The following is a 25594-nucleotide window of genomic DNA, read 5'->3' as shown; positions in this document are numbered from 1 at the left end:
GTTGACTCGACTCACCGCTTCGGCGAGGGGCGGCACGTGTCCCCGTACGAGCGGCGCGCGTACCCGTACGAGACGACGGGCCCGGCTTTCCAGAACGGTGGTGAACGGTGGTGGACACCCGATGAGCGAGCAGCCCCCGCGCGTGGAAATCACCGCGGCGGCCGCCGAGTTGATCCGGCGGCTGCGGGCGGACCACGGTCCCCTGATGTTCCACCAGTCGGGCGGCTGCTGCGACGGCAGCGCGCCCATGTGCTTTCCCGCCGGTGAGTTCCGCACGGGCGGCTCCGACGTGCTGCTCCAGTCGCTGGAGGTGGAGGGGGTGGCCGAGCCGGTCCCCTTCTGGATGTCGGTGAGCCAGTACGAGGCGTGGTGTCACACCCGGCTGATCGTCGACGTCGTGGAGGGGCGCGGCAGCGGCTTCTCCCTGGAGGCTCCCGAGGGGGTGCGTTTCCTGATCCGTTCGCGGCTGATCGGTACGTAACGGCGGCCCGGGGCCCGGCCGGCTGCGCGGGCTTGCGTTCGGGTGAGGCCGGCTCGTGGCCCCGGCCGGATCCGGCCGGGAGAGCCTACGGTCTGACGCTGCTCACCAGGCCCGCCGTGGCCGAGATCCCGTCCGCGATGGTCGGCGCCATGCTCGAACTGGCGAGAAGGAAACCGAGCAGAGCGCAGACCACCGCGTGCGAGAGCTTCAGTCCTCCGTTGCGCAGAAAGATCACCGCGAGAATCGTGAGAAACAGCACCAGTGAGATCGAAATGGCCATCGAGAACCTCCTCCGCCGCGCGACATATGCGGCATTCGGCCGCCAGTGTGTCGGAGGGGAGGGCCCGTACAGCCGACTGACAGGTCGGCCGTACGGGTGATTGGCCGGACGGGCGCCGTTACCGGGTCGCGGAAGGCCCCGGCAGACCGACGAGTGCGGCGATCGTCTCCTTGTGCCGGCCCGCGGATCCGAGTGCGACCGCGTCGCTCTTGGCGCGCTTGAGATAGAGGTGCGCGGGGTGCTCCCACGTCATCCCGATCCCGCCGTGCAACTGCACGCATTCCTCGGCCGCGTGCACCGCGACCTGTCCGCAGTACGCCTGCGCTACGGCCACCGCGAGTGGAGCGTCCGGGCTGCCTGTGGCCAGCGCGTCGGCCGCGTTGCGCGCGGCGGCGCGGGCCGAGACGACCTCCAGCCACAGCTGCGCCATGCGGTGCTTGAGCGCCTGGAAGGATCCGATGGGGCGGTTGAACTGGTGCCGTTCCTTGGTGTGCCTGACGGTTTCCTCCAGGCACCATTCGGCGATCCCGAGCTGTTCGGAGGCGAGCAGCCCCGCCCCGGCCAGCAGTCCGCGGCGTACGGCGGCCTCGGCGGTCTCCGCGTCGGCGATCCGGACGCCCGCCCCCGCTTCCACGGTGACCGCGGCGAGGGGGCGGGTCAGGTCGAGCGGTGTCAGGCGCTCGACGGTGACACCGCTCGACTCCGTCCCCAGCTCCACCGCGTACAGGCCGTCGCCGCGCGGGACGAGCAGCACATCGGCGCGCACCGCGTCGGCGACACCGGTGATGGTGTCGAGGCCGAGGGGCAGCGGCGCGTCGGGGGCCGTCGACAGCGGCAGCGCGAGGACAGCCACCCGGTGGCCGTTGGCGAGCGCGGTCAGCAGCCCCGCGACATCGGTGCTCTGTGTGTCGCAGGCGAGCAGCGTCTCGGTCGCCACGATCGAGCTGGTGAGGTAGGGCGCCGGGGTGACGTTCCGGCCCAACTCCTCCAGTACGACGGCGGCTTCACGGTGACTCGCCCCCTGGCCGCCGAGCTTTTCCGGGACGAGCAGTCCGGCCGCGCCGATGCCGGCGGCGAGCGAGGTCCACAGATCGGGGTCGTACGGATCGCCCGTCTCGGCGCGTACGAGCGCGGACGGCAGGTCGTCACGGTCGCTGAGGAGGGAGCGTACGGCCGCGCGCAGATCGTCCTCGGTGTCGGAGTAGAGCAGATCCGCGGAACCATCGGTCAGCGGGTCGGGGGAACCGTCAGTCATCGAACCAGGTCCTTCCAGGCGACGTCCTTGTCGTTGCGCGGCTCCGCGGGCAGGCCGAGAACGCGCTCCGCGACGATGTTGAGCAGTACCTCGCTCGTACCGCCCTCGATGGAGTTGCCCTTCGAACGGAGATAGCGGTAGCCGGCGTCGCGGCCGGTGAAGTCGACAAGTTCGGGACGGCGCATGGTCCAGTCGGAGTACAACAATCCCTCTTCGCCGAGGAGTTCGACCTCCAGGCCGCTGATCTCCTGGTTGAGTCTGGCGAAGGCGAGCTTCATACCGCTGCCTTCGGGGCCGGGCTGTCCCGCGACCATCTGCTGGCGCAGCCGTTCGCCCGTGAGGCGGGCCACCTCGGCCTCCACCCACAGCGTGAGCAGCCGCTGGTGAAGGTCGTGCGTGCGCAGTTCGGGCCGCTCACGCCAGGTCGCCGCGATCGGGCCGATCATGCCGCCCTCGCGGGGGACGCGCGAGCCGCCGATGGAGACCCGCTCATTCATGAGCGTGGTCTGCGCGACCTTCCAGCCCTCGCCGGTCTCACCGAGGCGGTGGGTGTCGGGTACGCGTACGTCGGTGAGGAAGACCTCGTTGAACTCGGCCTCGCCGGTGATCTGGCGCAGCGGCCGCACCTCGACCCCGGGGTCGGTCATGTCGCAGATGAAATAGCTGATGCCGCGGTGCTTGGGCAGACCGGGGTCGGTGCGTGCGATGAGGATGGCCCAGCGGGCGAGGTGGGCGCTGGAGGTCCACACCTTCTGGCCGTTGACGATCCAGTCGTCGCCGTCGCGCACCGCTCGCGTACCGAGCGCCGCGAGGTCGGATCCGGCGCCCGGCTCGCTGAACAGCTGGCACCACACCTCCTCGCCGACCCACAACGGCCGCAGGAAACGCTCCTTTTGTTCCTGAGTGCCGAATCGCAGGATGGTCGGCGCGGCCATGCCGAGACCGATGCCGATCCGGCGCGGGTCGTTGTCGGGTGCGCCGGCGGCCGCCAACTCCGTGTCCACGACGGCTTGGAGGGAGCGCGGTGCGTCGAGCCCGCCGAGCCCTGCCGGGTAGTGCACCCAGGCGAGTCCGGCGTCGAATCGCGCTTTCAGGAAGTCGGCGCGCTCTGTCGTGGCGGGCGGGTGCTCGGCGAGCAACGCGCCGGTTAGCTCGCGCAGTTCACGGGCGTCTGTCATCGGACCTCACTCTCGGGGACGACGACCACGCGCCCCGTGGTGGTGCCGTCCGCGACGCGCTGTACGGCGTCGGCGGCGTCTTTGAGCGTGACCCGTTCACTGACGAGCGGCTTGATCGCGCCCTGCGCGGCCAGTTCGGTCAGCTCCTCGTGGCAGCGCGCGATGGCGCCCGGGTCCTTCACGGCGTAGAGGCCCCAGTGCAGTCCGAGGACCGAGTAGTTCTTCACCAGGGCGTGACTGAGCGCGGGGGCGGGGACGTCGCCGCTCGCGAAGCCGACCACGACGATGCGGCCCTCGAAGGCCACGCACTTGGCGGACTTGGCATAGGCGTCGCCGCCCACCGGGTCGTAGACGACGTCCGCGCCCCGGCCGCCGGTCGCTTCCTTCACCGCGGCGACGATGTCGTCCGAACGGCGGTCCACGACCACGTCACAGCCCAGTTCGCGGGCGACGGCGGCCTTTTCCGGGCCGCCGACGACGCCGATGACGGTGGCTCCCGCCGCTTTGCCCAGCTGGACGGCCGCGCTGCCCACCCCGCCGGCCGCCGCGTGCACGAGCAGCGTCTCGCCCCGCTGGAGGCGGGCCCTGCGGTGCAGCCCGAACCACCCGGTCTGGTAGCCGATGTGCAGGGCGGCCGCCTCCGCGTCGTCCAGCGCGGCGGGCGCGGGCAGCAGGGCGGCCTCGTCGGCGACGACGTACTCGGCGAAGCCGCCGTGCGGCAGCGCGGGCGTGGCGATGACACGCCGGCCATCGGGCGTCTCGCCGCAGATTTCCACGCCCGGCGTGAAGGGCAGGGGCGGCCGCACCTGGTACTCGCCACGGCAGAGCAGGGCATCGGGGAAGTTGATGTTCGCCGCGCGGACCCGCAACTCGACCTGCCCGTCGCCGGGCGCCGGCCGGTCCACCTCTTCGAGCCGCATCACCTCGCCCGGCTCGCCGTTCCGGTGCACTCGCCATGCCTGCATTCGGGGGCCTCCACACGATGGGCTGTACGATCCTGCGCGCATACTAAGCGGTCGCTTGGGACTCTGGGAACAGGAGACTCACGGCCTCTTCGGCCGGGCCCGTACATGCATGCGTTCGCCCTGCGGACCGAACAGGCTCAGGAACTCCACCGGCCCGTCGCCCGCCGGGCCGAACCAGTGCGGGACGCGGGTGTCGAACTCCGCCGCCTCCCCGGCCGCGAGCACCACATCGTGCTCGCCGAGCACCAGCCTCAGCCGTCCCGCGAGGACGTACAGCCATTCGTAGCCCTCGTGGGTCCGCGGATCGGGCTCCCCGGTGCCCGCCTCGTCCACCACCTTGTAGGCCTGGAGCCCGCCCGGCTGCCTGGTCAGCGGCAGCATCGTGCGGCCGCGCCGGACGATGGGCTTCATACGGACGCGCGGGTCGTCGACCCGCGGGGCACCGACCAGTTCGTCGAGCGGCACCTGATGGGCGCGTGCGATGGGCAACAGCAGTTCCAGGGTGGGCCTGCGGCCGCCCGACTCAAGACGCGACAAGGTGCTCACGGATATCCCGGTGACGGCGGAGAGAGTACTGAGCGTGGCGCCCCGCTCGCGCCTGACGCGGCGCAGCCGGGGTCCCACGCCCTGCAGTACGGCGGCCAGTTCGTCGGGCGGGGCGATGTCGTCCATGGGTCCATTGCAGAAACGGCAACGCGGCTTGTCAATACGGCACGGACCGGGTGGTCAGCCACGAACTCCGCTACCGCCGCCCGGCGTTCCCCCGGGAAAGATCGGAACCGGCTTGATACGGCGGAGATATGCCTCCGCCTTCACGATCGCCTCGCGCGCGGTGCGCTGGCCCATGAGCACGCACAGGGTGTACGCCACGTCCTCGAACCGGCCGCGAGTGGTGGCGTCGAGCGGATCGGCCAGGACCAGCCGCTCCCATGCGCGGTAGCGGCTCAGCAGGTCGGCGACCAGATGTCGGTCAGGCAGCAGCATGTCCACCACTTCCAGCATCGGAGTCCCGCTCGCCCGGGGCCGGTTGCCCGCCGGGCGCGCGGAGACGGCGTGTGGATACGGAACAGGCCCCGCGCACATCGGGGCTCATGTCCCCCGCTTTCCATTCTCCACCCGCCGCCGCGCATCCGCTCGGCGAAGCCTCCGGGGCCCGTGTCGGACAGCCGGGTACGGGCCCGTACCCGGCTGTCCGACACGGGCCCGTACCCAGGCGTGGCGCGCGGACGCCAATCCGGTCGCGGCCTCACACGGATACGGTCGCGGCCCTACGCGGCGGCCGGAGCGTCCTGCTGGATCCCGTCGTCCAGGGCGATCCGTACGGTGTCCCTGCTCGCGCCCGGGGTGACGGCCCGCAGCTCGTCCGCGATCCGCCGGTACGCCGTGGTCGCCAGGGCCCAGTCCGCCTCGAAGGGGGCCGACTGCCGCCGTGTGTCCCACAGGGCGATCAGAAGGGCGATGAACGAGCGGCCCGACAGCGCGGCCCGCACGCGGCCGCGATCGGCGTCCTCCACGGCCGGGGGCGTACGGAAATGCGGCTGCCGGGCGGCCAGGCCCGCCAGGAACTCCCAGGTGTCGCGGTGGCAGACCAGCTCCGCCGACGACACACCGGCAGCCGTCAGCAGCAGAGCCCCGTGCGCCACCCGGGGGTCCGCGTCCTGCTCCTCCGACCGCTCGCCGCGCGGTTGCCGCGCTTCCGACGCCGGGCCGCGCTGAGCCGGAATGGCCCGGGACACGGCAGGAGTACCGCTGCAGGAGTCCTCGGCCGCCTTCTTCAACGCCGCCCAGTCGGAGGCGTCCCCGTCACGGTCCGTCCCCGGCACGTGGCTCTCGTTCTCCCTGCCGTTGCCGCGCGCAGGGCCCGCCCCGTCCTGGTACACGTACCGCTCCTCGCTCCTGTCGTCACCGGCCGGGACGGTCGCGCCCCGGCCCCGCGGCGCTGCGACGACCACCGCGCCGGAATGTTCCGGCGGGCCGGAGGCCGCGGCCTCTCCCGCCCCGGACGCGGATTCAGCGACGGCCGCGGCAGCGGCAGCGCTCCGCGCGAGTTCCAGCCGGACCGCCCGGATCTCGGATCTGGCCTCGGCCAGCTCACCGAGCGCCTTGTCCTGACGTGCCCGCAGTTCCCTGTTCTCCTCCCGCAGCACGAGAGTTCCGCTCTGGACCGAGTCCAGGACCTTCTGGCCCGTCTGACCGAGTTCTCCGCGGAGGGCGGTCGCGCCGGACGCGGCCTCCCCGAGCTGACCGCGTATCGCGGCCAGCTCCTCCATCGCTCTGCTGAAAGCCTGTGCCCACTTCACGTGACTACCTTGCTACCGATGATCAGTTACCGGTTCATGCTCCCCACCGGTGGATCCGGCAAAGCAGCCATTTCCGGTCAGTCGTAACCATCTGTAACCAGCCAGCGGCGGCACGGTCAGCGTACTCAGGCCGCACGGCGCTTTCCGTATCAGAGTTCGCCGCGCACCAACCCCAGCAACCGGTCCAGTACGCGGGGACCGCCCGCGCGCACACCGTCGTGTTCGTACTCGTTGGTGACCCAGGGGCGCAGTCCGCGGATTCCCGCCGCCGTACGCAATGAGTGCTCCGTGTCGACGTACATGTCGTCGTGGTACACGGCAGCCGCGGTCGGCACCTCGTTGACCGCCAGACGGGCAGGGTCGTACAGAGCCGGCCAGTCGGTGCGTGCGGCGAGCAGTTCCGCGGTCTCCCGCAGGGGGCGCAGCGCGGGGTCGGCCTCGAACTGCCAGGGGTAGACACATTCGCCCGTGAAGTACAACGGGTCTTCCCCGGCAAGGGCCTTGGCGGCGTCGAACTGCGGGAAGCGGGCGCGGGCGCGGTCGGCGGCCCAGGCGGTGGGCCGGCCGCCCTGCGCGTAGATCGCCTCGTGCAGCACCGCGTACAGCGGGTGCCCGGCGTACGAGAGTGTGGCGGCCACGTTCTCCAGGAAGGCGTCGGAGAGGGTGTGTCCCCCGGCCGCCGGGACGAAGGCGTTCTCCAGCAGGTAGTGCAGCTGATGGCTGCCCTCGCCGCCGCCGAGCATGTGTCCGAGGGACTGGAACGCCTCGACGGTGAACGTGTAGCCGTTGGGAAGTACGACGGGCCCGTGCTCGGCGAGATGTTCCGCGATCCGCCTGGCCCTGCCGATGTCCTGCGGGTAACGGGCGTAGTGCGCCTCGACCTTGCGCGCGATCCGCGGATAGGCGGCGAGGTAGACGTCGTCGGCCGTGGCGTCCAGGGAGGGCAGACCGCCGGTCATGAGGACGGTGCGCAGCCCTTCCGGGGCCGCGGAGAGATAGTGAGTGGCGCAGAAACCGCCGAAACTCTGGCCGAGGACGGTCCAGGGGGCGCCGCCGGTCAGCTGCCTGCGGATGAACTCGCTGTCGCGGACGATGCTGTCGGACCTGAAGTGGGCCAGGTAGTCGGCCTGTTCGCGCGGGCCGCCGCGAGTGGGCAGGGTCTGACGGTTGGCCGGGGTGGAGAGGCCGGTGCCGCGCTGATCGAGGAGGAGTACGCGGAACTCCTCCGTCGCGCGGCCGAGCCAGGCCTGCCGGCCGGCGAAACGGCGTGCGCCGAAGCCGGGTCCGCCCTCCAGGTACAGCAGCCAGGGCAGGTCGGCGTCGGCCTTCGACGTGGCGACGACCTCGCGCGCGTACAGCTCGATCTGCTCGCCGGACGCGTTGTCGTGGTCCAGGGGGACCGTGAAGCGGTGGTCGGTGAGGACGACGCCTGGCTGGCGGTAGCTGGTCAAGGGGAAGCTCCTGTTCTCGATCGCCCGCGCCGGGTTCTCGTCCGCCCGCGCCTGGGCGCTCACGTCGGACATTTCAGCACACGGACACCGGGGCCGGGAGGCCGCCCCATGGGTGCAGATCCGGCCCCGCCGGCGCCTGTCGCGGCCGGGGCGGCCGTTGACCGGTGACTCCGCGGTGTTCAAGAAGGCCGGAGTGCCCGCGCCCAAGCCAGGCTGGACCTGGGAGGACTGGGCATCGAAGCGGGCCGCGTATGAGCGCACTCGGCCTCAAGGGCCTGGACTAGCACCGGGCTCACAGACATCGGTGTGAACACGGACGCATTCGAGGGCCGGCTGCGCGGCCACGGCAAGAAGCTCTACGCCTCCGAACACCGGCTCGGCTTCACCGGGAAGGATCTCAACGCGTTCTGGACGTTCACCGATGGCCTGCGCAGGAAGGGCACGGCCTCACAGGCCAAGGACACGTCCCGGACCAGCGGTACCATCGGACACGGCCCGATGGGACGCGAGCCGGCCGCCACCGACTTCGACCGGGACCTCGGTGTCGCCCCCTGCTGACGCTCGCGCCGATGGCCGTCTCGCTCACCGATTACAACCTCTTCGACGCGCCGAAGTGGATCGGGACGCGCAACTACACCGACATGTTCACCGCCGATCCGCGCTACCGGCGGTCGGTGGGCACCACACTGGTCTTCGTGGTGGTCGCGGTTCCGCTGAAGCCGGCCTTCGCTCTCGGGATCGCGCTGCTCCTGAGGAACATGCGCTCCGGCAGGGGCTTCTACCGCTCCGCGTACGCGCGCCGTCCCCTGAGCATCGCGACGGGTCCGGTCAGGGGACGGCGGGTGAGACCGAGGGCGCGGCTCAGGCAGCGCAGGCGGTGACGGCCGCGGCCGTGGCCGTCGCGGCTGTCGTTGCGGCGGCCAGTGCGGCGGTGGCCGAGGTTGCCGCGGCGGTGGAGGTGGCGACGGCCGTGGCGGCAGCGGCGGCAAGGGCAGGGCCCACGTCACCCGCCGCGATGGCGGCGGCGAGGGTCTTGGCGGCGGCCGCGGCGGTGGCGGCATCGGTATTGGCCGCGTCGGCCGCAGTGGCGGCATTGGCGGCGGCCGCGGCAGCGGCAGTCGTGGAGGCGGCGCAAGCGGCGGCGTCCGCGGGCGTGCGGCCGGTCGGGGCCGAGCGTGCGGTGGGTACGCCGGTGTCGGCCTGCGCCACGCTGAACGCGCCACCGCCGAGCACGAGGGCGCAGGCGGCGAGAGACGAGACGGCCATGCGGTGAATCTTCATGAGGGAACCCCTGTCAGGGGAAAGGGGAGCCCGCGTCCGGAGCGACAGCCGGAGGGCGGAGTCCACAGCGCTGTGAGCCGGATTGGCTCACTCTCGGAAGCAGAGCATCACGGGTTACGTATGTCCTTGCGAGAAATCGGCCGCCGCCACCTGCGCCGACGCACGGCCGGAGCCTCGGCCGGTCAAGTTGCCTGGTCCGGGCGCTGCGTGGGGGCGCCGGTCTCCTCATTCGGCAGTCGCCTTTTCGGCGTAGTGCTTCCAGGCCCGGCAGCGTGCGGCCCGCCCGTGCGAGGCACCGGCAACCCCCGGCCGGTCGTGCTGCGCGGGCGGCAGGGCAAGACGTAGGCATGGAACGGCTGAAGCCTTCACGCCCGGCGGCCGGCGGGCACGACGAGAACGCGCGGCGCGCCGCCCAGGTGTTGACGGTGTACCGGCTGTGCCGCAGAACGGACGGCGTGCAAGCGCTGCTCCAGTGGCTCGCGCACCGCACCGGCTACTGGACCGGGCTGGTGGACCTGGCGACCGGCGCCGTGCTGAGAGGTGCGCCGCGTCGGTACGGCACCGGCGCGGAGCCGCTTCTCGGCGAAGAGCTGCGCGCCACGCGCGAGCGTGGGCTGCGTTCGTTCGTCCTGGACGACGATCCGGCCCGGTCAGGGGCCGCTGTTGGCGGCCCAAGTACCTGGAGGGTCGGCGGACTTGGTCCTGGCGGTCGTCGGGCAGGGCCCCTCCTGACGTTCTCGCCCGGTGACGCGGTTCCGATGCTCGGGGTGGGCTGATGGGCGCGGGAGACCGAGCGGACCCTGCGCCGGGCGGAGGTCGCCGTCGCGCGCCGCGTGTTCGCGCCCCGCGACGGGGCGGGGCGCCAACACCTCCTGACTCATCCGGAGCCACCGGTGTCACGCACCGGCGGCCGGGTGGGTCAGAACGGCCGGTCTCCCGCGATGGCGACACGCTCGGCCACCCGGCGGTGCGGGGCGTAGTCGTTCACCGCGTAGTGCTGAGTGGCGCGGTTGTCCCAGAAAGCCACGTCTCCTGCCTGCCACTGGAACCGCACCTGGAATTCCGGCACATGGGCCTGCTGGAACAGCAGCCGCAGCAACCGGTCGCTCTCGTCCTGCTCGAATCCCACGATCCGGGTGGTGAACGAGGTGTTGACGAACAGCATCCGCCGGCCCGTCTCCGGGTGACGTCGCACCACAGGATGCTCGACCGGCGGGAACTGCTCCTGGAACCTGACCAGTTGATCGGGCGAGTAGAACCGGACGAAGCCGGGAACGAAGTCGTGGACGGCGCGCGCACCGTCGATGCGCTCCTTCACCTCCGGCGCCAGATTGTCGTACGCCGCCGCCATGTCGGCCCACATGGTGTCGCCGCCCACCGGCGGGACTTCCCGCAATTGCAGCACCGCGCCGAGCGCGGGCCGCTCGCGAAAGGTCACGTCCGTGTGCCACACGTTCTCGAAGGTCGGCACAGCCGTACGGTCGAACCGGACCACTTCGGGGTTGTCGCCCGCGGTGAGCAGCGGATTGGTCTCCAACTCGCCCCAGTGCCGGGCGAATCCGCGCTGCGCGTCTGAGGACAGGTGCTGGCCGCGGAAGAACAGCACCTTCCACTCCAGCAGGGCGCGGTTGAGTTCCTCACGTACCGCGGGGGAGGTCGGTTCCGACAGGTCGAGGCCCCGGATCTCGGCGCCTATGACGCGTCCCAGCGGGACGAGTCGGAAGAGTTCGTACGGGCGGTCCTCCCACCCCTCCGGGACCCGGCGCAGTTCGCGGGGGCCCTCGTACAGGCCGTCGGCGGGGATGCGGTGGTCGCGCAGGACCGGCTGGACGGAATGGGCGGGTGCGGTGGTGACGGTCACGGGTCTCCTCTGTGGGGGAACGAGTCGACGAGGGGGTGCGGGGCCGGCCTGGACAAGGAGGCGGGGCACTAGCCGGGGCTTCGGGGAAGATCGGGGGGGGAACAGCGCTGACGTGATGGGCCGGGCCCGGCGACGAGGGGCCGGGAACCGCACGGTTGGTCAGCGACAGGAAGGAGCCGGGGGAGAGCCCACCCGGCCGCGACGGCGCAGAAAGCGGTAGCCGCGGGGCACGCACATGCCGTGGGGACCGCGGTAGCGCGGCTCCTCTGTACGGCAGTTCGAGTACGTCCCCATGACAGGCACCGTACCGCAGTCGTGATTCCGGCAAACTCCGGGGCCGCTACACGTCCCACGGGCCGGACCCCGTCCTGGTGGCGTCCCGGTCATGGCCAGGACGGGGTGCGGTCGCGGCCCGCGTTCGGCTATGCGCGGTGTTCGGCGGAGACCACGGCGGCGAGCAGCCCGGGGAAGGCCGCTTCCAGTTCCTCACGCCGCAGGGTGTTCATCCGGGAGGTCCCCGCGTAGTTCTGCCGGATCAGGCCCGCTTCCCGCAGGACACGGAAGTGGTGCGTCGCTGTGGATTTGCTCACCGGCAGGTCGAAGTCGCCGCATCTGACGGGGACGCCGGACGCGTGGAGCTCGGCGACGATGGCCCGCCGGACGGGGTCGACAAGGGCGTCCAGGACCTGCTGCAGCCCGATGTCGGCCAGGTCGGGATGTCCGGCGCCGGAACGGTCGGTGGGAAGCATGATGATCCCTGCGCTCGCACGACTCAAAGTTTGACAGCCATCATACTTTGCGGTTTCAGTGGTCCCGCGCACCAGCGCCCTGGACACGATCCGGACCGTCCGCTCGCGGGCGTCCCAGATGAGTGAAAGGGCGGCTTCGGCTGCCCGGAAAGACGTGAGATGACCTCTGTCACCGCCACCGCCTACGCCGCGCCCGCCGGGAGCACTCCTCTCGAACGGACCACGATCCCCCGCCGGGACCTGCGTGAGCACGATGTACTGATCGAGATCGCCTACTCCGGCATCTGTCACTCGGACATTCATCAGGTCCGCGAGGAGTGGGGACCCGCACGCTTCCCGATGGTGCCCGGCCATGAGATCGCCGGCGTCGTCACCGCGACGGGCCCGGGTGTCTCCCGGTACGCCGTGGGCGACCGGGTGGGTGTCGGCTGCTTCGTCGACTCGTGCCGTGAGTGCGTGAACTGCCTTGCGGGCGAGGAACAGTACTGCCTGCGGGGCGAGACCCCCACGTACAACGGCGTCGCGAACGACGGCGAGCCGACTCTCGGCGGATACAGCACCCACATCGTCGTGGACGAGAACTACGTCCTGCGCATACCCGAGGGCCTCGGTCTCGATGTCGCCGCGCCCCTGCTGTGCGCCGGCATCACCCTCTACTCGCCGCTCGTCAACTGGGGCGCCGGACCCGGCAAGAAGGTCGCGGTCATCGGCATGGGCGGGCTCGGCCACATGGGCGTCAAGATCGCCCACGCCCTCGGCGCCGAGGTCACCGTCCTGAGCCAGTCGCTGCGCAAGCAGGACGACGCGGTCAAGTTCGGCGCCGACCACTACCACGCCACCAGCGACCCGCAGACCTTCAAGGACCTCGCGGGCACGTTCGACCTGATCATCAACACGGTCTCGGCCAACCTCGACGTGGACGCCTACCTCGGGCTCCTGACGCTCGACGGCACCCTGGTCTTCGTCGGCGTGCCCGACAGCCCGGACGCCTTCCGGGCGTTCTCGCTGATCGGGTCGCGCCGCAGCCTGGCCGGTTCGAAGATCGGCGGCATCCGCCAGACCCAGGAGATGCTGGACTTCTGCGCGGAGCACGGCTTCGGTGCCGAGGTGGAGGTCATCAGCCCCGACGAGATCAATGCCGCGTACGACCGCGTCACCGCCAGCGACGTCCGCTACCGCTTCGTCATCGACATCGCACAGCTGCGCGACTGAGCACCACTCCTGCCGCATACGCGTCGGGCCCGGACACCAGGACGGCGTTCGGGCCCGACGCGTGCGCGGCGCCATCACGCGTGCGCGGCGCCATCCGGTACGCGGCTGTCAGCCCTCGGTCCAGCCGTGCCGTGTCGCGGACTGCACCACCTCGCGCCGGATCCGCAGAATCTGCTCTCCGGTCAGCGACGGCGCGGCCGCCAGCAGCAGTTCGGTCAGTTCCCTGGTGTATTCCGCCACGCTGAGCACGTCGCACAGGGAATCGTCCCCGTCGGGATGCCGGAGCGCGGCCGTTCTCGGAGCGCCCGACGACGCCGGACCCGCCGGAGAGATCTCCGTCCCCTCGGCCAGCCGGACCTCCGACGCTTTGAGCCCCCGGGCGCCCTCTTCCACATCGAATTCGACGGCGAGACCCGCGCGCACGCTCGACTCAGGAATCAGCAGGTCGTTCACGTGCAGGAATACGTCTTCCCCGCCGTAATCGGGAGTGATGAACCCAAAGCCCCGCACACTGTCGAACCGCACCACACGACCAACAACCACGCCAAACCCCTCAACCCCCTCAAGCCCCTTGCCCGAGGAACGAACCCCAGGATCGTAGCTTCGCCCCACCCCGCGCGCGATACCCGACGCGCCGGGCAGCGGGGGCCGGAGACGGTGGCGACGGCGGTGTCGGCCCAAGAGACAACCGGCCGCAGCTCATTGAAACTTGAAGGATTTCCATATACCTTCACAGCAAGCTTTCTGCCTGTGATTCCAGCGGGCTGCGGCAGGACGCGCAAGACAATCGAGTGAGAGCGGGATCCATCGTCATGGACGTAGTCAATGTGCTGGCCATCTCCGGCAGCCTCCGCGCGGGTTCGTTCAACACGGCGGTGCTGCGCGCCGCCCAGAAGCACGCACCGGCGGGCATGAACATCCACCTCTACGAGCGGCTGGCCGACGTTCCGCCGTACAACCAGGATCTGGACGGCACGGAGCCGCCTGAGCCCGTCGCGGACCTGCGGTCCTCGATAGCCCGCGCGGACGGCCTCCTCATCGCCTCGCCCGAGTACAATTACTCGGTGCCCGGAGTCCTCAAGAACGCCCTCGACTGGGCGTCCCGCCCGACCACCGGGTCGAGCCTGGCCGGCAAACCGGTCGCCCTCACCGGGGCATCCCCCGGCAACTTCGGCACCGCACGCGGACAAATGGCCTTGCGTCAGGTGCTGTTGGGAACACGCAGCCATGTGCTCGCCCGGCCCGAGCTGATGGTCTTCGGCGCCCACCAGCGGCTGGACGACGCCGGCCACGTCAACGACGAGACCACGTTGACGTTCCTGCGCGAATTCCTGGAGGCTTTCCGGGACGAGATCCGACAGCGCACCCCGTGACCGGGTCATCCGGACCGGATAGGGGAAAGCGCAGTCCGGGGCAGGCAAAGAGAGGACAGACGAATGGCTGAGGACCTGGTCGACTCGATCATGGCCGCCTGGCGCACCGAATTGCCCGATATCGTCGGACCCGAACTCGAACTGGTCAAGCGGGTCGCGCGACTGCATCATTCGCTCGGGGACGCCCTGGTCAAGCAGTTGGCCCCGTACGGGATCACCAAGGCCGAGTACGACATCATCAGCACGCTGCGCGCGGTCGGCGCGCCCTACCGCCTGCGACCGACCGATCTGTCCGAACGTGTGCTGCTCACGTCCGGCGGCACGAGCAACGCCCTGCGGAAGCTGGCCGGTTCGGGACTGATCGAGCGCGAGCCGGATCCTGAGGACGCGCGTTCGTCCTGGGTACGGCTGACGCCCCTGGGCGTCGAGACGGCGGAGGCGACCGTCAAGGCCGCCGTGGGCGCCCAGTCGGCCATCCTGAGCCCGGTCGGCGCCGACGTCTCGGGCAGGGCAGCCGACGGTCTGCGCGAGGTCCTGCTGGCGCTCGGCGACCGTACGCCGCCCCCGGCGCGTCTGCGCTGACATACCAGGCAGGCCTGAGCCGGAAGTTGACTGCCCGTTACGTCCCTGGAGAAACCAGGATCAGTTCACTCAGCGCCTCCCGGGTGTCGGCGGGATCGGACCCTGCTCCGCCCGCTCCCCGGGGGAGCAGGGTCCAGCCGACACCCCGGCGCATCGGCCGGCACTCGGCACCGGCCCTCCAACGCCGTTCGGACGATGGCCCGTTGCCGGTCTCGCTCCGGGACCAGCGGGAGCCGACGCCCACGGAACCGAATGCTTCGACGATCCCGGGCGCGGTCTCCGTGGCCAGGATCGCCGTACCGCGTGGCCGAGCCCACGAGGGACACCGCATGGTCGGTGCGGCGTCAGACCACACCGACCCGTTCGAGGTCCGGCCCGGTGCCGGACGGACAGGTGACGTCGGCGAGCGCGAACGGCCGATGGGTCAGGCGATGCCGACCTTGTTGGAGTCGAGGTCGACCGTCAGGACCATTCGTCCTTCGTTGAGCTGCCATCCGCGCACGTCGTAGGTGCGCAGGCCCTGGGTGAACAGCGGGTCCCTCTCCGCGGTCGCTCGGGCCTCCGCGAGCGACTTCGCGCGGACGGCGATCATTCCTGATCCGTCCCACTCGTAGTCGGCCGCCCGGAATGGGCCGCCCATGAACATCACTCCGGTGCTTTCGAGTTCGCGCAGGTAAGCGACATGCTCGCCGAGCGCGCTCTGTGTACGTTCCGATTCGATGTCCCACTGACCGGTGGGAGTGCCGAACATGACGTAGAGCTGGAAGAGCCGCAGTTCGAGGCCGGTCAGGACAGTCTGGTCGGTGTCGGTGCTCATGGGGAATCCCTTCAAGCCGGCTGCGGACCGGCCGCTGCCGTTGGCGGTACGGGTCGGTTGGCCGGGCGGTGTGCCCGGCTGGTGCGCGAGGGCAGGTCACACGCGGAGGCAGCGCGTGGGCAGGTCGTTCGGACAGCTCGCGGTGTCCCGGGCGCACTCGTCCTGAACGCGCCCGGCGTACTTCACGGTGAGTGCGGCCATCGCCCCTCCTTCGTGAGGCCGTAACACTGATACTCGAATATGCAATGCATCATCGAATATTCTAGAGGTGCGGCCCTGGATGAACCAGACATCACGGAGTCGAATATTTGTAAGGTGGTCACGTGGTGGACAAGGAAACCCGCAACGAGCGGGTATACACGGAGCTGCGGAAAGACATCCTGTCCGGTTCTCGCAGACCGGGTGAGAAGCTGCCGACCGCCGAGTTGTGCAAGCGGTACGGCGCCAGCGTGGGCGTGGTGCGCGAAAGCCTGCTCCGGCTGGTCGAGCACGGCCTGGTGCAGGTACGGCCCATGCAGGGGTTCCGCGTCACCGAGCTGACGGCCGAGGATCTGCGTGATCTGACCCAGGCCCGGCTGGACATCGAGACGCTGGCCCTGCGGTACGCCGTGAACGAGGGCGACACCGAATGGGAGTCACGGCTCGTCGGAGTCCACCACCTGCTCTCGGTCACCCCGCGTCAGTCCGAGGATTCGCAGGAGCGCTTCACGGCCGAGTGGGGCAGGGCGCACGGCACCTTCCACACGGTCCTGCTGGAGGGCTGCCGCAACCGGCTGATCCTCGGCATCGCCCACCGGCTGCGTGACAGCGCCGAGTTGTACCGGCGGTGGTCGGTGGAGGCAGACGCCCCCGCCCGCCGGGACGTCCCGGGAGAGCACCGCGGGATCCTTGACGCCGTGCTCTCCCGGGACGCCGATCTCGCTGTCGAGCGGCTGGCCTCGCACATCCGGCGGACGGACGAGGTGCTGCGACGAGGACTGTGACGGCAGCACGGTCCTCACCCTGGTCGCGCCAGGCGGGGTCCGGGACGGACATCACGGGCGGCAGCCGGTCCACGTGGCCGATCACCGCACGGCCGGTGTCTCCGACGTGGTGATGATGACGGTGGGCGGGTCGGGGCCGTGCCCGGCCGAGCGGGCCGACCGCCACAAGGAAAGGGACGGCCGTCTCGTCCGCGACAACCAGGATCTCCGCGGGCCGACGTCACGGTCGTGCCGGCGCCGGCGTCCCGGCGCGGCCTTCCCGCCCCGTGCGTGACCGCCTTCTTGAGCTGGTGGGACATGGACGCGATTCCCCTGGCCGCATCAACAGGCCTCAGCTCGAGTGCGATCCGGTCATCAGACCGGCAAGGTCTTCGGGATTCATGAACGACGGCGGCGGTGGCGGGCCCCAGCTGAACAGACCACGGTCCCCTTCCAGCACGTCCGGTTCCCAGAGGTCGTCCTCGCCGATGTCGTCGAGATCGCTGTAGTACTCGCTGAAGGTTCCGGCCGGGTCGCGCAGGTACCAGAAGAAGTTGGAGCCCGCGTAATGGCGCCCCAGGCCCCAGACGTGCCGCTCGGGGTGTTCCGCCAGCATCGCCATCGCGCCGCGGCCCACCTCGTCGATGTCGTCGACCTGCCACGCCGTGTGGTGCACGAAGTTCACCGGGAACTTCTGGATGAGAACGTTGTGATGGTCCGTCGAGCAGCGGAGGAAGGCTCCGTGGTCGCTCACCCGGTCGCTGACCTTGAACCCGATGCCGTCGACGACGAACCGTTCAGTGGCCTCGAAGTTGGTCGTACCCAGCACAACATGCCCCAGCTTGCGGGGCATGACCCGCCCCTCGCGCAGGATGCCGGGCGTACGGGCCGCGCGGCGCTCGACGCGGCCCGGCAGATTCACCGGACTCGCGGTCGCCTGACGCTGACTCACGCGCGGCATGACCGTGAGTTCGAACCGCACGCCCGTCACCGGTTCGCGGGCCGCGAGCGTACCGGCGCCGTGGCGCGGCATCACACCGAGACGGGTGAGCCGTTCCGCCGCCCGTGCCAAGTCGTCGCTGTCGTCGACTCCGACGACCACGGCGAGGAGACGCCGGGAGGGCGCGACGTCGAGGTGGAGCTGTTCACCTCCTTCCCGGGTGCTGAAGGCGGCGTCCGCTGTCCTCGTGAGCCCGAACTCCTCGTAGTAACGTCCCACCGCGCCGACATCGGGAACCCCCAGCGTCACGCTCGCCAACCGGTGCAGGCTCATGACAGCTCCTCACCTTCCGACTCCTGCGCGACGAACTCGTGTTCCATTTCACCGACACCGTCGATCCAGCTTCTGAGGCGTTCACCGGGCCGCAGGAAACGGGGTGGGGTGCGGCCCGCACCGACGCCGGACGGTGTGCCGGTGAAGATCACGTCCCCGGCTGAGAGCGGGAGCACCGCGGACAGCCGGGCGATCAACTCCGGGACCGAGAAGATCATCTGCGAGGTTCTGCCCCGCTGGACCACCTCGCCGTCCACGGCGCATCCGATGGACAGGTCGTCGGGGTCGTCGAACTCGTCCGGAGTGACCAGGACGGGCCCCATCGGGGAGAACCCGGGGAAGGACTTGGCGAGACCGAACTGCGGTGCGGGCCCGCTGTGTTGCATGACCCTCTCGGACAGATCCTGTCCGACGGTGACACCCGCCACCGCGTCCCAGGCGCGGTCCTCGGAGACGCGCCGGGCCCGCGCTCCCATCACCACGACCAGTTCGACCTCCCAATCCACCGATCCTTCCGGCAGGACGACACGGCCCCGGGGCCCGGTGATCGAGGAGGGGAACTTCGTGAAGACCAGGGGGTTCTTCGGGATGGACAGGTTCGACTCGTCCGCGTGGTCGCGGTAGTTGAGCCCGATCGCGAAGACCTGGCCCGGGCCGGGAGCCGGTGAGCCCAGCCCGTCGGCCGGAGGGGGCCCCGTGGGAGCACCGGTGAAGCCGTCCGCCCAGTCACGGAACTCACCCCACCGCTCGTAGATGGACTGCGGATCGGAACCGAACCTGCCCCCGGTCACGCGGCCGACGTCCACCGTCCCGCCCTTGACCACCAGTGACAGCCGGCCGTTCACATGGGCGATGCGCATACTGAGCCTCCGCTTCGTCGCTTGACGGCTCCATGATGCCCACCACTAATCGAGCATTCAATAGATATTCGAATATTTTTGAGATGCCAACGACCCGGGCCGGAGAGTGCCAACTCCCCGTGTGCGGGACCGCGTCCGGTGAATGAGTCCGCGGCTGCGCCTCTCGGCGGGCCGCTCCAACGTGCTGTCGACCGAGCAGAAACAGTGCCCGCGGCAGGCCCTGCCCGGCGGACTGGTCATGGAGAGACGCCCGGCGGCGTGGCCGAATACGTCGCCGGGCATGGGGACTTCGTGGGCCCCGGACGTGAACTGCCGGGGGCAGGAAGCCCGTCAGAAGACGTGGTTCGGGATCTGCGCGGGCTCCGCGAGGAGGTCGGAGATCTCGTCGTCCAGCCGGACCAGGGTGATCGAAGCGCCGGCCATGTCGAGCGAGGTGCAGTACTCCCCCACATAACTGTGCCGGATCTCGATGCCGCGTTCCACCAGCTGCTTGTGAGCCAGTCCGTAGACCAGGTACAGCTCGCTGATCGGTGTGCCGCCGAGTCCGTTGACCATCAGCGCGACCCGGTCACCCGTGGTGTACGGCAGGTCTTCGACCACGGCGGTGAGGAGTTCGCGCACCAGTGTGTCCGCGGGCTGGATCTTCTGTCGGCGCCGGCCCGGCTCGCCGTGGATGCCGACGCCCATCTCGACCTCGTCGTCCGGCAGTTCGAACAGCGGCGAGCCCTTGGCCGGCGGGGTGCACGCGGTGAGGGCCATCCCCATGGTGCGGGTGACGGAGTTCACCTTCTCGCCGATCCGGTGCACCTCGTCGAGGTCCGCGCCGCGTTCGGCGGCCGCGCCGACGGCCTTCATCACGAAGAAGTTGCCGGCCACTCCGCGGCGGCCGACCGTGTAGGTCGAGTCCTGCACGGACACGTCGTCGTCGATGAACAGCGTGCGGACGGTGATCCCGTCGGCCTGCGAGAGTTCTTCCGCCATCTCGAAGGCCATCCGGTCACCTGTGTAGTTGTTCACCAGAAGCAGGACGCCCTTGGGTGACGCGACCAACTTGACCGCCTCGTAGACGTAGTCGGCCGGTGGCGCGGAGAAGACGTCTCCGGGACACGCGGCGTCGAGCATTCCCTTGCCGACGGTCATGACGTGAGCGGGCTCGTGTCCGGATCCCGAACCCTGAACGATGGAGACCTTGTTCTCCCGAGGCGCGTCGACACGAATGATCAGGTTGTACTCGGGGACGTACCGAAGCGTGTCCGGGTTGGCCAGGGCCAGTCCCTGCAACATCTCCGAGACGTAGTCCTTCGGGTCGTTGACGAACTTCTTCATGACGTCGCTCCAGGGTCTCGTCGTTGAGGGGGCTCCACGGGGCAGGGGCACAGATGGCCGGTGGTACGCAAGCCGACCGGTGGCCGGCCGGTCCGCCGGTCGGTCGTGTGTACGGTCTCTCCCGCGCGGTCGGCGCGTGCTTGACGCTCGGCGTGTGGTCAGTCGCGCGCGGACCAGTCGGCGGCGACGCGTTCCGCCATGACCGCGATCGCCACCGCGCCCGGATCCGGCGAACCGATGCTGCGCTCCCCCGTGTAGCTCTGACGGCCGCGCATCGCCTGCATCCCGGTGGTCTCGTCCGCCGCCCCACGGGCTGTCGAGGCGGCGACGACGGCGAGTTCGGCGGGGCCGACCGCCGGGTCACCCTCGTGGAGTTGCTTCTCCAGCGCGTCGGTCATCGGGATCAGCGCGTCCAGCAGTGTCTTGTCACCGAGATCGGACTTGCCTCGTGTCTTGATGCCCTCGGCCGCCGCACGCAGCATCGCGACGGCGTCCGCGCCGTTCAGGTCCGTCTTGTCCTTGACCGCTCCGGCGGCCCTGAGAAAGGCGGTTCCCCACAGCGGTCCCGACGTCCCGCCCACCCGCTTGGAGATCACCAGCGCGACCTTCTTCAGGAACTCCGAAGGCGAACTGCGGTCGAGAGTGTCCCAGTCGGCCAGGACGATTTCGAACCCCCGCGCGAGCGAGTATCCGAAGTCCCCGTCCCCCGCGACGGCGTCGAGTTCGCTGAACTCTCGTTCGTTGTCGACAGCGGTCCGGGCGATCGTCCTGACGACGAACTCGAGGTCACTGGGTGTTGTCGATGACGGTGACATGGTCTCTCCTGACTGGCGTGACGTCAGTTGGGCCCGGCGGCGGAGGCGGCGAGCAGGGATTCGAAGTCCGCGAGACGTACGAACGGACGCGGGTCCAGGCCGAGCGGATCGCTCAGTACCTCTGTAACTGTTTCCCGCGGCTCCGGCTCGCCGAGTGAGGTCACCACCAACGACGCTCCGGTGAAGTCCTCCTGACCGGTGTACGCGCTGGTCGTGACCGCGCATGCCAGCCCGGCACCGAGCGCCGCCAGCATCCCGTTGCGGCTGTCCTCGATCACGACGACATCCGCGGGATCGAGCCCGAGCCGGCCCAAGGAGAAGGTGTAGATGTCCGGAGCGGGCTTTTTGTGCGGGACGATGTCTCCGGCGAACACACTGAAACGCGCGGCCAGTTCGGATCCCGCGGCCAGTTCGAGCACACTGCGTACGGACGGCTCCGCCGATGTGGAGGCGACGGCCAGTGCCCAGCCCGCGTCATCGGCCTCCTCGGCCGTGCGCCGTACACCCGGCCGGGGCGGAATGGCCCCGCTCGCGATGATCCCGGTGTAGATCTCGGTCTTGCGCCGGTGCCACCGGGCCACCTGCTCGTCGAGCGCGTCCGCGTCGGTGGGCAGGCCCGCCTCGGCGACGAACTCGGGAGTGAGCAGCGTCTTCATGCGCTCCTTTCCGCCGCCCACCTTCACCTTCCGCGCGTACTCGTCGTCGCTCCAGCGCACCGGGAGGCCGAACTCCTCGAAGGTCCGGTTGAACGCGGGCAGATGCCCGTAGCGCTCGGTGTCGGCGAGTACACCGTCGCAGTCGAAAATGAGGGCGGGCACGGTGTCACCCCACCCGTCCGGCGCTGCCGAACAGCGTCATGAGCGAGCCGGTCATCTCGATGACGTCCTGGCGCACGGACCGGAAGAGCGACGGAGGGTCCCACTTCTGCTTCTTCTCCGTCGCCTGGAGAAAGGCCAGGCTCGACTTCATGTACGTCTCTTTGAGAGCGGTCGAGATGTTGACCTTCGCGCACCCGCGGGAGATGAGGTCGCGGAACTGCTCGTCGGAAAGGCCACTGCCCCCGTGGAGCGCGATCGGCAGCGGATACGCCGCCACGATGTCGGAGACGCGCTGGGCATCGAGCACCGGCGCCTGCTTGTACGATCCGTGGGCGTTGCCGATCGCCGGCGCGAAGACGTCGACCCGCGTGGTCCTGAGAAAGTCCAGAGCGACGTCCAGGTCCTGCTGTGCGGCCGTACTGTCGCTGCCGATCCCGTCCTCGACCCCGGTGATGGACTCGATCTCGCCCTCGACATGGGCCCCGTACCCGCGCGCCTCCGCGACCACTTCGACCGTCTGCCGGGTGTTCTCCTCCACCGGCAGCCGGGAGGCGTCGAAGAGAACCGAGTTCCAGCCCTGCCGCAGACACTCGGTGATGACCTCACGCTCCGGGCAGTGGTCCAGGTGGAGCGTGACTGGCACGTCGATGCCCGCCGTCATCGACGTCCACATCGCATAGAGCACATCGCTGCCGATCGATTTCACCGTCTTGACGGAGGTCTGCACGATCAGCGGTGACGCGTTTTCCACGGCGGCGGCGAGTACCGCCTCCAGGGTGAGATCGTTGAACACGTTGACGGCCGGCACGCCGTAACGCTTGTCGAAAGCGTCAGACAGGATGTCGGCCAGCGGTACGACAGACACGTTGCCTCCAGAGTTCGGTCTCGCCCAACCCCATTCGACGCCAGCCGGACAGGCGCCGCCACTCCAACGTGGCGCCGTGCGGGCGGAAGGACCCGTACGGCATCGGTGCTCCGGCCCGGCCGAATCCCCGGCGCGCACTGGGCCAACAGGCGTAGAGGGCTCCGCTGGGCCGTCAGGGACACGGGCCGCCGGGACAGCCGGGCCGCGCGCCTTTCCGGGCGTACGGGAGCCCGGTACGCGAGGAGTCAGGCGCGCGCCGGGATCCGATGCGCGCGGGCCCGGGGCGGGCGCGGCCCCGGCAGCCGTCTCGCTTTCCACGCACCACGGCGCACTGCCATAGGCCAATATCAACCGTCATACAATTGCAGAATAAGAATTCTTGAGCAATTTCCGGATTCTTCTTGACCAAGTATTCGAACGTGCCCTGTACTGAAAAAGCGCCGCCGCCCTCCATGAAACCAGGGCATCGGCGCACTTCGGAAATCCGCAGGAACCTCCAGTAATGGAGTTTCAGAGAAAGGGCACCGCCATGTTCGAAAGCGATGAACTCTTCGAGGAAATGTCGGTTCCGGAATCGGAGAAGGCTTTCGCCGGTCACAGCTGCTTCTCCGCTGCGACCGAGTTCGAGGCCGAATCCGCCGAGTAGCACCCGGAGCGGCTCCTGGCAGCGCCAGCACCGGGAGCCGCTTCTCCCCCCGTACCCGACCACTGCTCATGAAGGCGAACAGAATTGGAAACGAGCCCGGACCCGGCCACCCCCCGCTCCGATTCGCTGACCCCCCGGCGCGACGTGCGGCTCGTCACCCGCGGCGATCATCTGTACATCTGCGCGAGTACGGGGACGCTCCGCGTACCGGCCCGGCTGCCGGCCCCGCGCCACGCGGAGAACGGTCTTCTCACGCTCGACGCCGTACCGGACCGTGTCGTGGAAGGGATGCGCACCCGGGGCCTGGCCCGTCCCGGCGACGGACAGCGCCACCACCCCCTCTACGGGCGGGAGCAGGAGCGCGGCGACCTCGCGGTCGCCATGGCCGGTGACGGGCTGCCGGCGACGGAAGCCGCCGCGCACCTGAGCCGGGCCGGCGTGCGGACCGTGCCTCCCGAGCGGCACGCCGAGGCGAACGCGGTCCTGCTGCCGCTCGACCTGCCCGAGCCCGAGCTTCAGCGCTGGGCCGGGCTCTCACTGACCAGGGGCACCCCGCTGGTGACGTACCTGAGCACGCCGACGCGCCTGCTCTTCGCCACCCTCACCCCGCCCGACACCGCCTGCCCCGTCTGTCTCGTACGGCGTATCCGTGCCAACCACACCTGGCAGCCGGTCGCCGATCTGCCGCTCGACGTACTGCTCGGCGCGGCGGAGAGCGAGGCATGGCCCACCACCGCGATCGCTGCCGGCGTCCTCGCCCACGAAGTCCTCGCCACCCTGACCTCGGCCCCCCCGCACCGAGCCCGCCGTCCTGACCGAGATCGACCACCATTCGCTGGAGCGCACGGGCCACGCGCTGTTCCACACGCCGCACTGCCCCAGCTGCGCCAAGGCCGTCGTCCCGCCCACGAGGGCCGGGGCGGACACCGTGGACATGCACGCCAGTTGGGAACAGATGCGGGGTGCTGTCGACCCGCTGACCGGCCTCGTGCCCGAGCTGCGGGTGGACGAGGGCGACGGCGGCCCGGGCAGCACCACGTACGCGCGCACCGCCGGGTCGATCACCACGACCTGGTTCTCCCCGGTGGAGGCGGAAGCGCGCGGCGGAGCGGTCAAGAGCGATCCGACCGGTGCCCGGGTCTGCGCCGTCGGGGAGACCATGGAGCGTTACGCCGCGGGCGTCTACGATCCGGACCGGCTGGTCCGCGCCACCTTCGCCGCGCTCGGCGACGAGGCCGTGGACCCGCGCACCCTCCCGCTCGGTTCCGCCAAGGAGTACGCCGAGCAGCCCCGTTTGGGCCCCTTCGATCCGGACGCGGAGATCGACTGGGTCCGCGGCCACTCCCTGACCACCGGCCGGACGCGGTACGTTCCGGCCTGCGCGGTGTACCTGCCCTATCGCTTCCCCCGCGGCCACACCCCCTGGTTCGATCCCATCTCCACCGGCCTGGCCGCCGGAAGTACCTACCACCACGCCGTGTTCGGCGGCCTGATGGAGATCGTCGAGCGTGACTCGACGCTCGTCTTCTGGGAGAACAGACTCACTCTGCCCAGTCTGGATCTCGCGCGTCTGCAGGACGGTCCGGCCCGGCGCATCATCGACCGGGTCACCGCGGAGGGTGCCGCGGTCACCTGCAAGGACCTCACCACGGATCTCGGTATTCCGGCCGTGGCCGTCCGCTTCACCGAAGGCACCGCCGACCGGCCGGTGGTCGTCCACGCCGCACGCGCCGACCTCGACCCGCACGCGGCGCTCCTCGGCGCGCTGGAAGAGGCGCGCCTGTGCAGAACGGGGGCGGGCATCTGGCTCGAAGAGGAAAAAGTCCCGGGCCCCGACGACGTGTTGAGTGCCCTCAGCGAATTCTGCCTCTACTACTGCGCTCCCGACCGTCAGCGGCATCTGGCGTTCTGGGACGAGGGACCGCTGCGTTCGGTCCCGCGCGCCAGGCCGTCCGCCGGGCTCCGCGCGGACGTGGAAGAGGCGGTACGGCGACTGGCCGCCCAGGGGTACGAGACGCTCACCGTCGACATCACGCCCGTCGATGTGGCCGAGTGCGGGGTCTCGGTGGTCAGGACCGTGGTGCCGGGGCTGTGTCCGCTCACCCTGCGCAGCGACTTCCACCGGCGGGGCGGCCCCCGGGTGTTCGAGGCCCCGGTCGCCATGGGTCTGCGCGCGAGCGGCCTCGCCGAGGACGAGCTGAATCCGCTTCCCCTGCCCTTCCTCTGACGACCCTGTACGACGAG

Annotated in this window: 28 protein-coding genes and 1 pseudogene; 10 read left to right on the top strand and 19 right to left on the bottom strand. The window is 70.0% G+C overall.

Going from position 1 to position 25594, the window contains the following annotated elements; genetic code table 11:
* Window positions 1–121 precede the first annotated feature (121 nt).
* Window positions 122–481, top strand: coding sequence for a DUF779 domain-containing protein (locus ACIP6N_RS23940; protein ID WP_401818565.1), 360 nt, complete (start codon window positions 122–124; stop codon window positions 479–481).
* An 85-nt stretch (window positions 482–566) separates the two neighbouring features.
* On the opposite strand, the gene ACIP6N_RS23935 is transcribed toward ACIP6N_RS23940, so the two are convergent.
* The 8 genes from ACIP6N_RS23935 to ACIP6N_RS23900 form a co-directional block, all read right to left on the bottom strand.
* Window positions 567–761: a hypothetical protein gene (locus ACIP6N_RS23935; RefSeq protein WP_401818563.1), complete on the bottom strand. Its 195-nt coding sequence runs from the start codon at window positions 759–761 to the stop codon at window positions 567–569.
* 118 nt (window positions 762–879) lie between these two features.
* Entirely contained in the window at window positions 880–2016 is a 1137-nt protein-coding gene (locus ACIP6N_RS23930) for an acyl-CoA dehydrogenase family protein (protein ID WP_401818562.1), read from the bottom strand.
* Window positions 2013–3194 carry an acyl-CoA dehydrogenase family protein gene (locus ACIP6N_RS23925; protein ID WP_401818560.1) on the bottom strand — a complete coding sequence of 394 codons (1182 nt, stop codon included), beginning with the start codon at window positions 3192–3194 and terminating at the stop codon, window positions 2013–2015. The genes ACIP6N_RS23930 and ACIP6N_RS23925 overlap by 4 nt, the downstream gene beginning before the upstream one ends.
* Window positions 3191–4159 (bottom strand): NADPH:quinone oxidoreductase family protein, encoded by a 969-nt coding sequence (locus tag ACIP6N_RS23920; protein ID WP_401818558.1) that lies wholly within the window; start codon window positions 4157–4159, stop codon window positions 3191–3193. Before ACIP6N_RS23920 ends, ACIP6N_RS23925 begins: the two co-directional genes overlap by 4 nt.
* Window positions 4160–4237: 78 nt before the next feature.
* On the bottom strand, window positions 4238–4831 hold the full coding sequence (locus ACIP6N_RS23915) for a helix-turn-helix domain-containing protein (protein ID WP_401818556.1): 594 nt from the start codon (window positions 4829–4831) through the stop codon (window positions 4238–4240).
* Between the two features lie 54 nt (window positions 4832–4885).
* Entirely contained in the window at window positions 4886–5143 is a 258-nt protein-coding gene (locus tag ACIP6N_RS23910; RefSeq protein ID WP_401818555.1) for a DUF5133 domain-containing protein, read from the bottom strand.
* Window positions 5144–5427: 284 nt separating this feature from the next.
* On the bottom strand, window positions 5428–6459 hold the full coding sequence (locus tag ACIP6N_RS23905; protein ID WP_401818553.1) for a hypothetical protein: 1032 nt from the start codon (window positions 6457–6459) through the stop codon (window positions 5428–5430).
* Between the two features lie 149 nt (window positions 6460–6608).
* Window positions 6609–7910: an alpha/beta fold hydrolase gene (locus tag ACIP6N_RS23900; RefSeq protein WP_401818833.1), complete on the bottom strand. Its 1302-nt coding sequence runs from the start codon at window positions 7908–7910 to the stop codon at window positions 6609–6611.
* A gap of 306 nt (window positions 7911–8216) precedes the next feature.
* Between ACIP6N_RS23900 and ACIP6N_RS23895 the strand changes: the two genes are divergently transcribed.
* A complete protein-coding gene (locus tag ACIP6N_RS23895) occupies window positions 8217–8468 on the top strand; it encodes a hypothetical protein (RefSeq protein ID WP_401818552.1) in 252 nt (83 codons plus the stop codon).
* A pseudogene (locus ACIP6N_RS23890) lies at window positions 8462–8704 on the top strand (ABC transporter permease); the annotation flags it as partial. The gene ACIP6N_RS23895 and the pseudogene ACIP6N_RS23890, both read left to right, overlap by 7 nt.
* Before the next feature lie 67 nt (window positions 8705–8771).
* Here the strand turns inward: ACIP6N_RS23890 and ACIP6N_RS23885 are convergent.
* A complete protein-coding gene (locus ACIP6N_RS23885; RefSeq protein ID WP_401818549.1) occupies window positions 8772–9176 on the bottom strand; it encodes a hypothetical protein in 405 nt (134 codons plus the stop codon).
* A 362-nt stretch (window positions 9177–9538) separates the two neighbouring features.
* Here ACIP6N_RS23885 and ACIP6N_RS23880 point away from each other — a divergent pair, with 362 nt between their 5' ends.
* A complete protein-coding gene (locus ACIP6N_RS23880; protein WP_401818548.1) occupies window positions 9539–9967 on the top strand; it encodes a hypothetical protein in 429 nt (142 codons plus the stop codon).
* 143 nt (window positions 9968–10110) lie between these two features.
* Here the strand turns inward: ACIP6N_RS23880 and ACIP6N_RS23875 are convergent, their stop codons facing one another.
* Window positions 10111–11052, bottom strand: coding sequence for a TauD/TfdA dioxygenase family protein (locus ACIP6N_RS23875; RefSeq protein WP_401818547.1), 942 nt, complete (start codon window positions 11050–11052; stop codon window positions 10111–10113).
* Window positions 11053–11474: 422 nt separating this feature from the next.
* Window positions 11475–11801 (bottom strand): ArsR/SmtB family transcription factor, encoded by a 327-nt coding sequence (locus ACIP6N_RS23870; protein ID WP_401818545.1) that lies wholly within the window; start codon window positions 11799–11801, stop codon window positions 11475–11477.
* A 159-nt stretch (window positions 11802–11960) separates the two neighbouring features.
* Between ACIP6N_RS23870 and ACIP6N_RS23865 the strand changes: the two genes are divergently transcribed.
* Window positions 11961–13013, top strand: a complete 1053-nt coding sequence (locus tag ACIP6N_RS23865; RefSeq protein WP_401818543.1) for an NAD(P)-dependent alcohol dehydrogenase — start codon at window positions 11961–11963, stop codon at window positions 13011–13013.
* Between the two features lie 108 nt (window positions 13014–13121).
* Here the strand turns inward: ACIP6N_RS23865 and ACIP6N_RS23860 are convergent, their stop codons facing one another.
* A complete protein-coding gene (locus ACIP6N_RS23860) occupies window positions 13122–13556 on the bottom strand; it encodes a cold-shock protein (RefSeq protein WP_401818831.1) in 435 nt (144 codons plus the stop codon).
* A 269-nt stretch (window positions 13557–13825) separates the two neighbouring features.
* On the opposite strand from ACIP6N_RS23860, the gene ACIP6N_RS23855 reads away from it, so the two are divergent.
* Both ACIP6N_RS23855 and ACIP6N_RS23850 read left to right on the top strand, forming a co-directional pair.
* Window positions 13826–14386, top strand: a complete 561-nt coding sequence (locus tag ACIP6N_RS23855; protein ID WP_401818541.1) for an NADPH-dependent FMN reductase — start codon at window positions 13826–13828, stop codon at window positions 14384–14386.
* A 63-nt stretch (window positions 14387–14449) separates the two neighbouring features.
* Window positions 14450–14968 (top strand): MarR family winged helix-turn-helix transcriptional regulator, encoded by a 519-nt coding sequence (locus ACIP6N_RS23850; protein ID WP_401818539.1) that lies wholly within the window; start codon window positions 14450–14452, stop codon window positions 14966–14968.
* Between the two features lie 424 nt (window positions 14969–15392).
* Here the strand turns inward: ACIP6N_RS23850 and ACIP6N_RS23845 are convergent, their stop codons facing one another.
* Window positions 15393–15785 (bottom strand): YciI family protein, encoded by a 393-nt coding sequence (locus ACIP6N_RS23845; protein WP_401818537.1) that lies wholly within the window; start codon window positions 15783–15785, stop codon window positions 15393–15395.
* Between the two features lie 323 nt (window positions 15786–16108).
* On the opposite strand from ACIP6N_RS23845, the gene ACIP6N_RS23840 reads away from it, so the two are divergent.
* Entirely contained in the window at window positions 16109–16768 is a 660-nt protein-coding gene (locus ACIP6N_RS23840) for a GntR family transcriptional regulator (protein WP_401818535.1), read from the top strand.
* A 331-nt stretch (window positions 16769–17099) separates the two neighbouring features.
* Here the strand turns inward: ACIP6N_RS23840 and ACIP6N_RS23835 are convergent, their stop codons facing one another.
* From ACIP6N_RS23835 to ACIP6N_RS23810, 6 genes are all read right to left on the bottom strand, one after another.
* Window positions 17100–18020, bottom strand: coding sequence for a VOC family protein (locus ACIP6N_RS23835; RefSeq protein WP_401818533.1), 921 nt, complete (start codon window positions 18018–18020; stop codon window positions 17100–17102).
* Window positions 18017–18880 (bottom strand): fumarylacetoacetate hydrolase family protein, encoded by an 864-nt coding sequence (locus ACIP6N_RS23830; RefSeq protein ID WP_401818530.1) that lies wholly within the window; start codon window positions 18878–18880, stop codon window positions 18017–18019. Before ACIP6N_RS23830 ends, ACIP6N_RS23835 begins: the two co-directional genes overlap by 4 nt.
* Window positions 18881–19210: 330 nt before the next feature.
* Window positions 19211–20206, bottom strand: coding sequence for a dihydroxyacetone kinase subunit DhaK (gene dhaK, locus ACIP6N_RS23825; RefSeq protein WP_401818529.1), 996 nt, complete (start codon window positions 20204–20206; stop codon window positions 19211–19213).
* Window positions 20207–20364: 158 nt separating this feature from the next.
* Entirely contained in the window at window positions 20365–21021 is a 657-nt protein-coding gene (gene dhaL / locus ACIP6N_RS23820; protein WP_401818526.1) for a dihydroxyacetone kinase subunit DhaL, read from the bottom strand.
* A 23-nt stretch (window positions 21022–21044) separates the two neighbouring features.
* Window positions 21045–21839, bottom strand: a complete 795-nt coding sequence (locus tag ACIP6N_RS23815; protein WP_401818524.1) for an HAD-IA family hydrolase — start codon at window positions 21837–21839, stop codon at window positions 21045–21047.
* 4 nt (window positions 21840–21843) lie between these two features.
* Complete coding sequence (locus ACIP6N_RS23810; RefSeq protein ID WP_401818522.1) at window positions 21844–22704, bottom strand: class II fructose-bisphosphate aldolase; 861 nt, start codon at window positions 22702–22704, stop codon at window positions 21844–21846.
* Between the two features lie 502 nt (window positions 22705–23206).
* Here ACIP6N_RS23810 and ACIP6N_RS23805 point away from each other — a divergent pair.
* The gene (locus ACIP6N_RS23805; RefSeq protein WP_401818520.1) at window positions 23207–23350 is read left to right on the top strand and encodes an azolemycin family RiPP peptide; all 144 of its coding nucleotides are present in this window, start codon (window positions 23207–23209) and stop codon (window positions 23348–23350) included.
* Window positions 23351–24284: 934 nt separating this feature from the next.
* Window positions 24285–25577, top strand: a complete 1293-nt coding sequence (locus ACIP6N_RS23800; protein WP_401818517.1) for a YcaO-like family protein — start codon at window positions 24285–24287, stop codon at window positions 25575–25577.
* Window positions 25578–25594 lie beyond the last annotated feature (17 nt).

Source organism: Streptomyces sp. NPDC088725, from assembly GCF_044751305.1.
GTDB lineage: Bacteria > Actinomycetota > Actinomycetes > Streptomycetales > Streptomycetaceae > Streptomyces.
The sequence above is the reverse complement of the archived record's forward strand: the minus strand, read 5'-3'. Positions and strand labels throughout refer to the sequence as shown.

Bases quoted from the DNA above. Each gene is read 5' to 3' on its own strand.
- ACIP6N_RS23935 (WP_401818563.1), bottom strand. From the start codon at position 761: ATGGCCATTTCGATCTCACTGGTGCTGTTTCTCACGATTCTCGCGGTG.
- ACIP6N_RS23865 (WP_401818543.1), top strand. From the start codon at position 11,961: ATGACCTCTGTCACCGCCACCGCCTACGCCGCGCCCGCCGGGAGCACT.
- ACIP6N_RS23835 (WP_401818533.1), bottom strand. From the start codon at position 18,020: ATGAGCCTGCACCGGTTGGCGAGCGTGACGCTGGGGGTTCCCGATGTC.
- ACIP6N_RS23940 (WP_401818565.1), top strand. From the start codon at position 122: ATGAGCGAGCAGCCCCCGCGCGTGGAAATCACCGCGGCGGCCGCCGAG.
- ACIP6N_RS23925 (WP_401818560.1), bottom strand. From the start codon at position 3,194: ATGACAGACGCCCGTGAACTGCGCGAGCTAACCGGCGCGTTGCTCGCC.
- ACIP6N_RS23830 (WP_401818530.1), bottom strand. From the start codon at position 18,880: ATGCGCATCGCCCATGTGAACGGCCGGCTGTCACTGGTGGTCAAGGGC.
- ACIP6N_RS23910 (WP_401818555.1), bottom strand. From the start codon at position 5,143: ATGCTGCTGCCTGACCGACATCTGGTCGCCGACCTGCTGAGCCGCTAC.
- ACIP6N_RS23850 (WP_401818539.1), top strand. From the start codon at position 14,450: ATGGCTGAGGACCTGGTCGACTCGATCATGGCCGCCTGGCGCACCGAA.
- ACIP6N_RS23805 (WP_401818520.1), top strand. From the start codon at position 23,207: ATGGAGTTTCAGAGAAAGGGCACCGCCATGTTCGAAAGCGATGAACTC.
- ACIP6N_RS23930 (WP_401818562.1), bottom strand. From the start codon at position 2,016: ATGACTGACGGTTCCCCCGACCCGCTGACCGATGGTTCCGCGGATCTG.
- ACIP6N_RS23920 (WP_401818558.1), bottom strand. From the start codon at position 4,159: ATGCAGGCATGGCGAGTGCACCGGAACGGCGAGCCGGGCGAGGTGATG.
- ACIP6N_RS23855 (WP_401818541.1), top strand. From the start codon at position 13,826: ATGGACGTAGTCAATGTGCTGGCCATCTCCGGCAGCCTCCGCGCGGGT.
- ACIP6N_RS23880 (WP_401818548.1), top strand. From the start codon at position 9,539: ATGGAACGGCTGAAGCCTTCACGCCCGGCGGCCGGCGGGCACGACGAG.
- dhaL (WP_401818526.1), bottom strand. From the start codon at position 21,021: ATGTCACCGTCATCGACAACACCCAGTGACCTCGAGTTCGTCGTCAGG.
- dhaK (WP_401818529.1), bottom strand. From the start codon at position 20,206: ATGAAGAAGTTCGTCAACGACCCGAAGGACTACGTCTCGGAGATGTTG.
- ACIP6N_RS23845 (WP_401818537.1), bottom strand. From the start codon at position 15,785: ATGAGCACCGACACCGACCAGACTGTCCTGACCGGCCTCGAACTGCGG.
- ACIP6N_RS23870 (WP_401818545.1), bottom strand. From the start codon at position 11,801: ATGCTTCCCACCGACCGTTCCGGCGCCGGACATCCCGACCTGGCCGAC.
- ACIP6N_RS23885 (WP_401818549.1), bottom strand. From the start codon at position 9,176: ATGGCCGTCTCGTCTCTCGCCGCCTGCGCCCTCGTGCTCGGCGGTGGC.
- ACIP6N_RS23915 (WP_401818556.1), bottom strand. From the start codon at position 4,831: ATGGACGACATCGCCCCGCCCGACGAACTGGCCGCCGTACTGCAGGGC.
- ACIP6N_RS23800 (WP_401818517.1), top strand. From the start codon at position 24,285: ATGCACGCCAGTTGGGAACAGATGCGGGGTGCTGTCGACCCGCTGACC.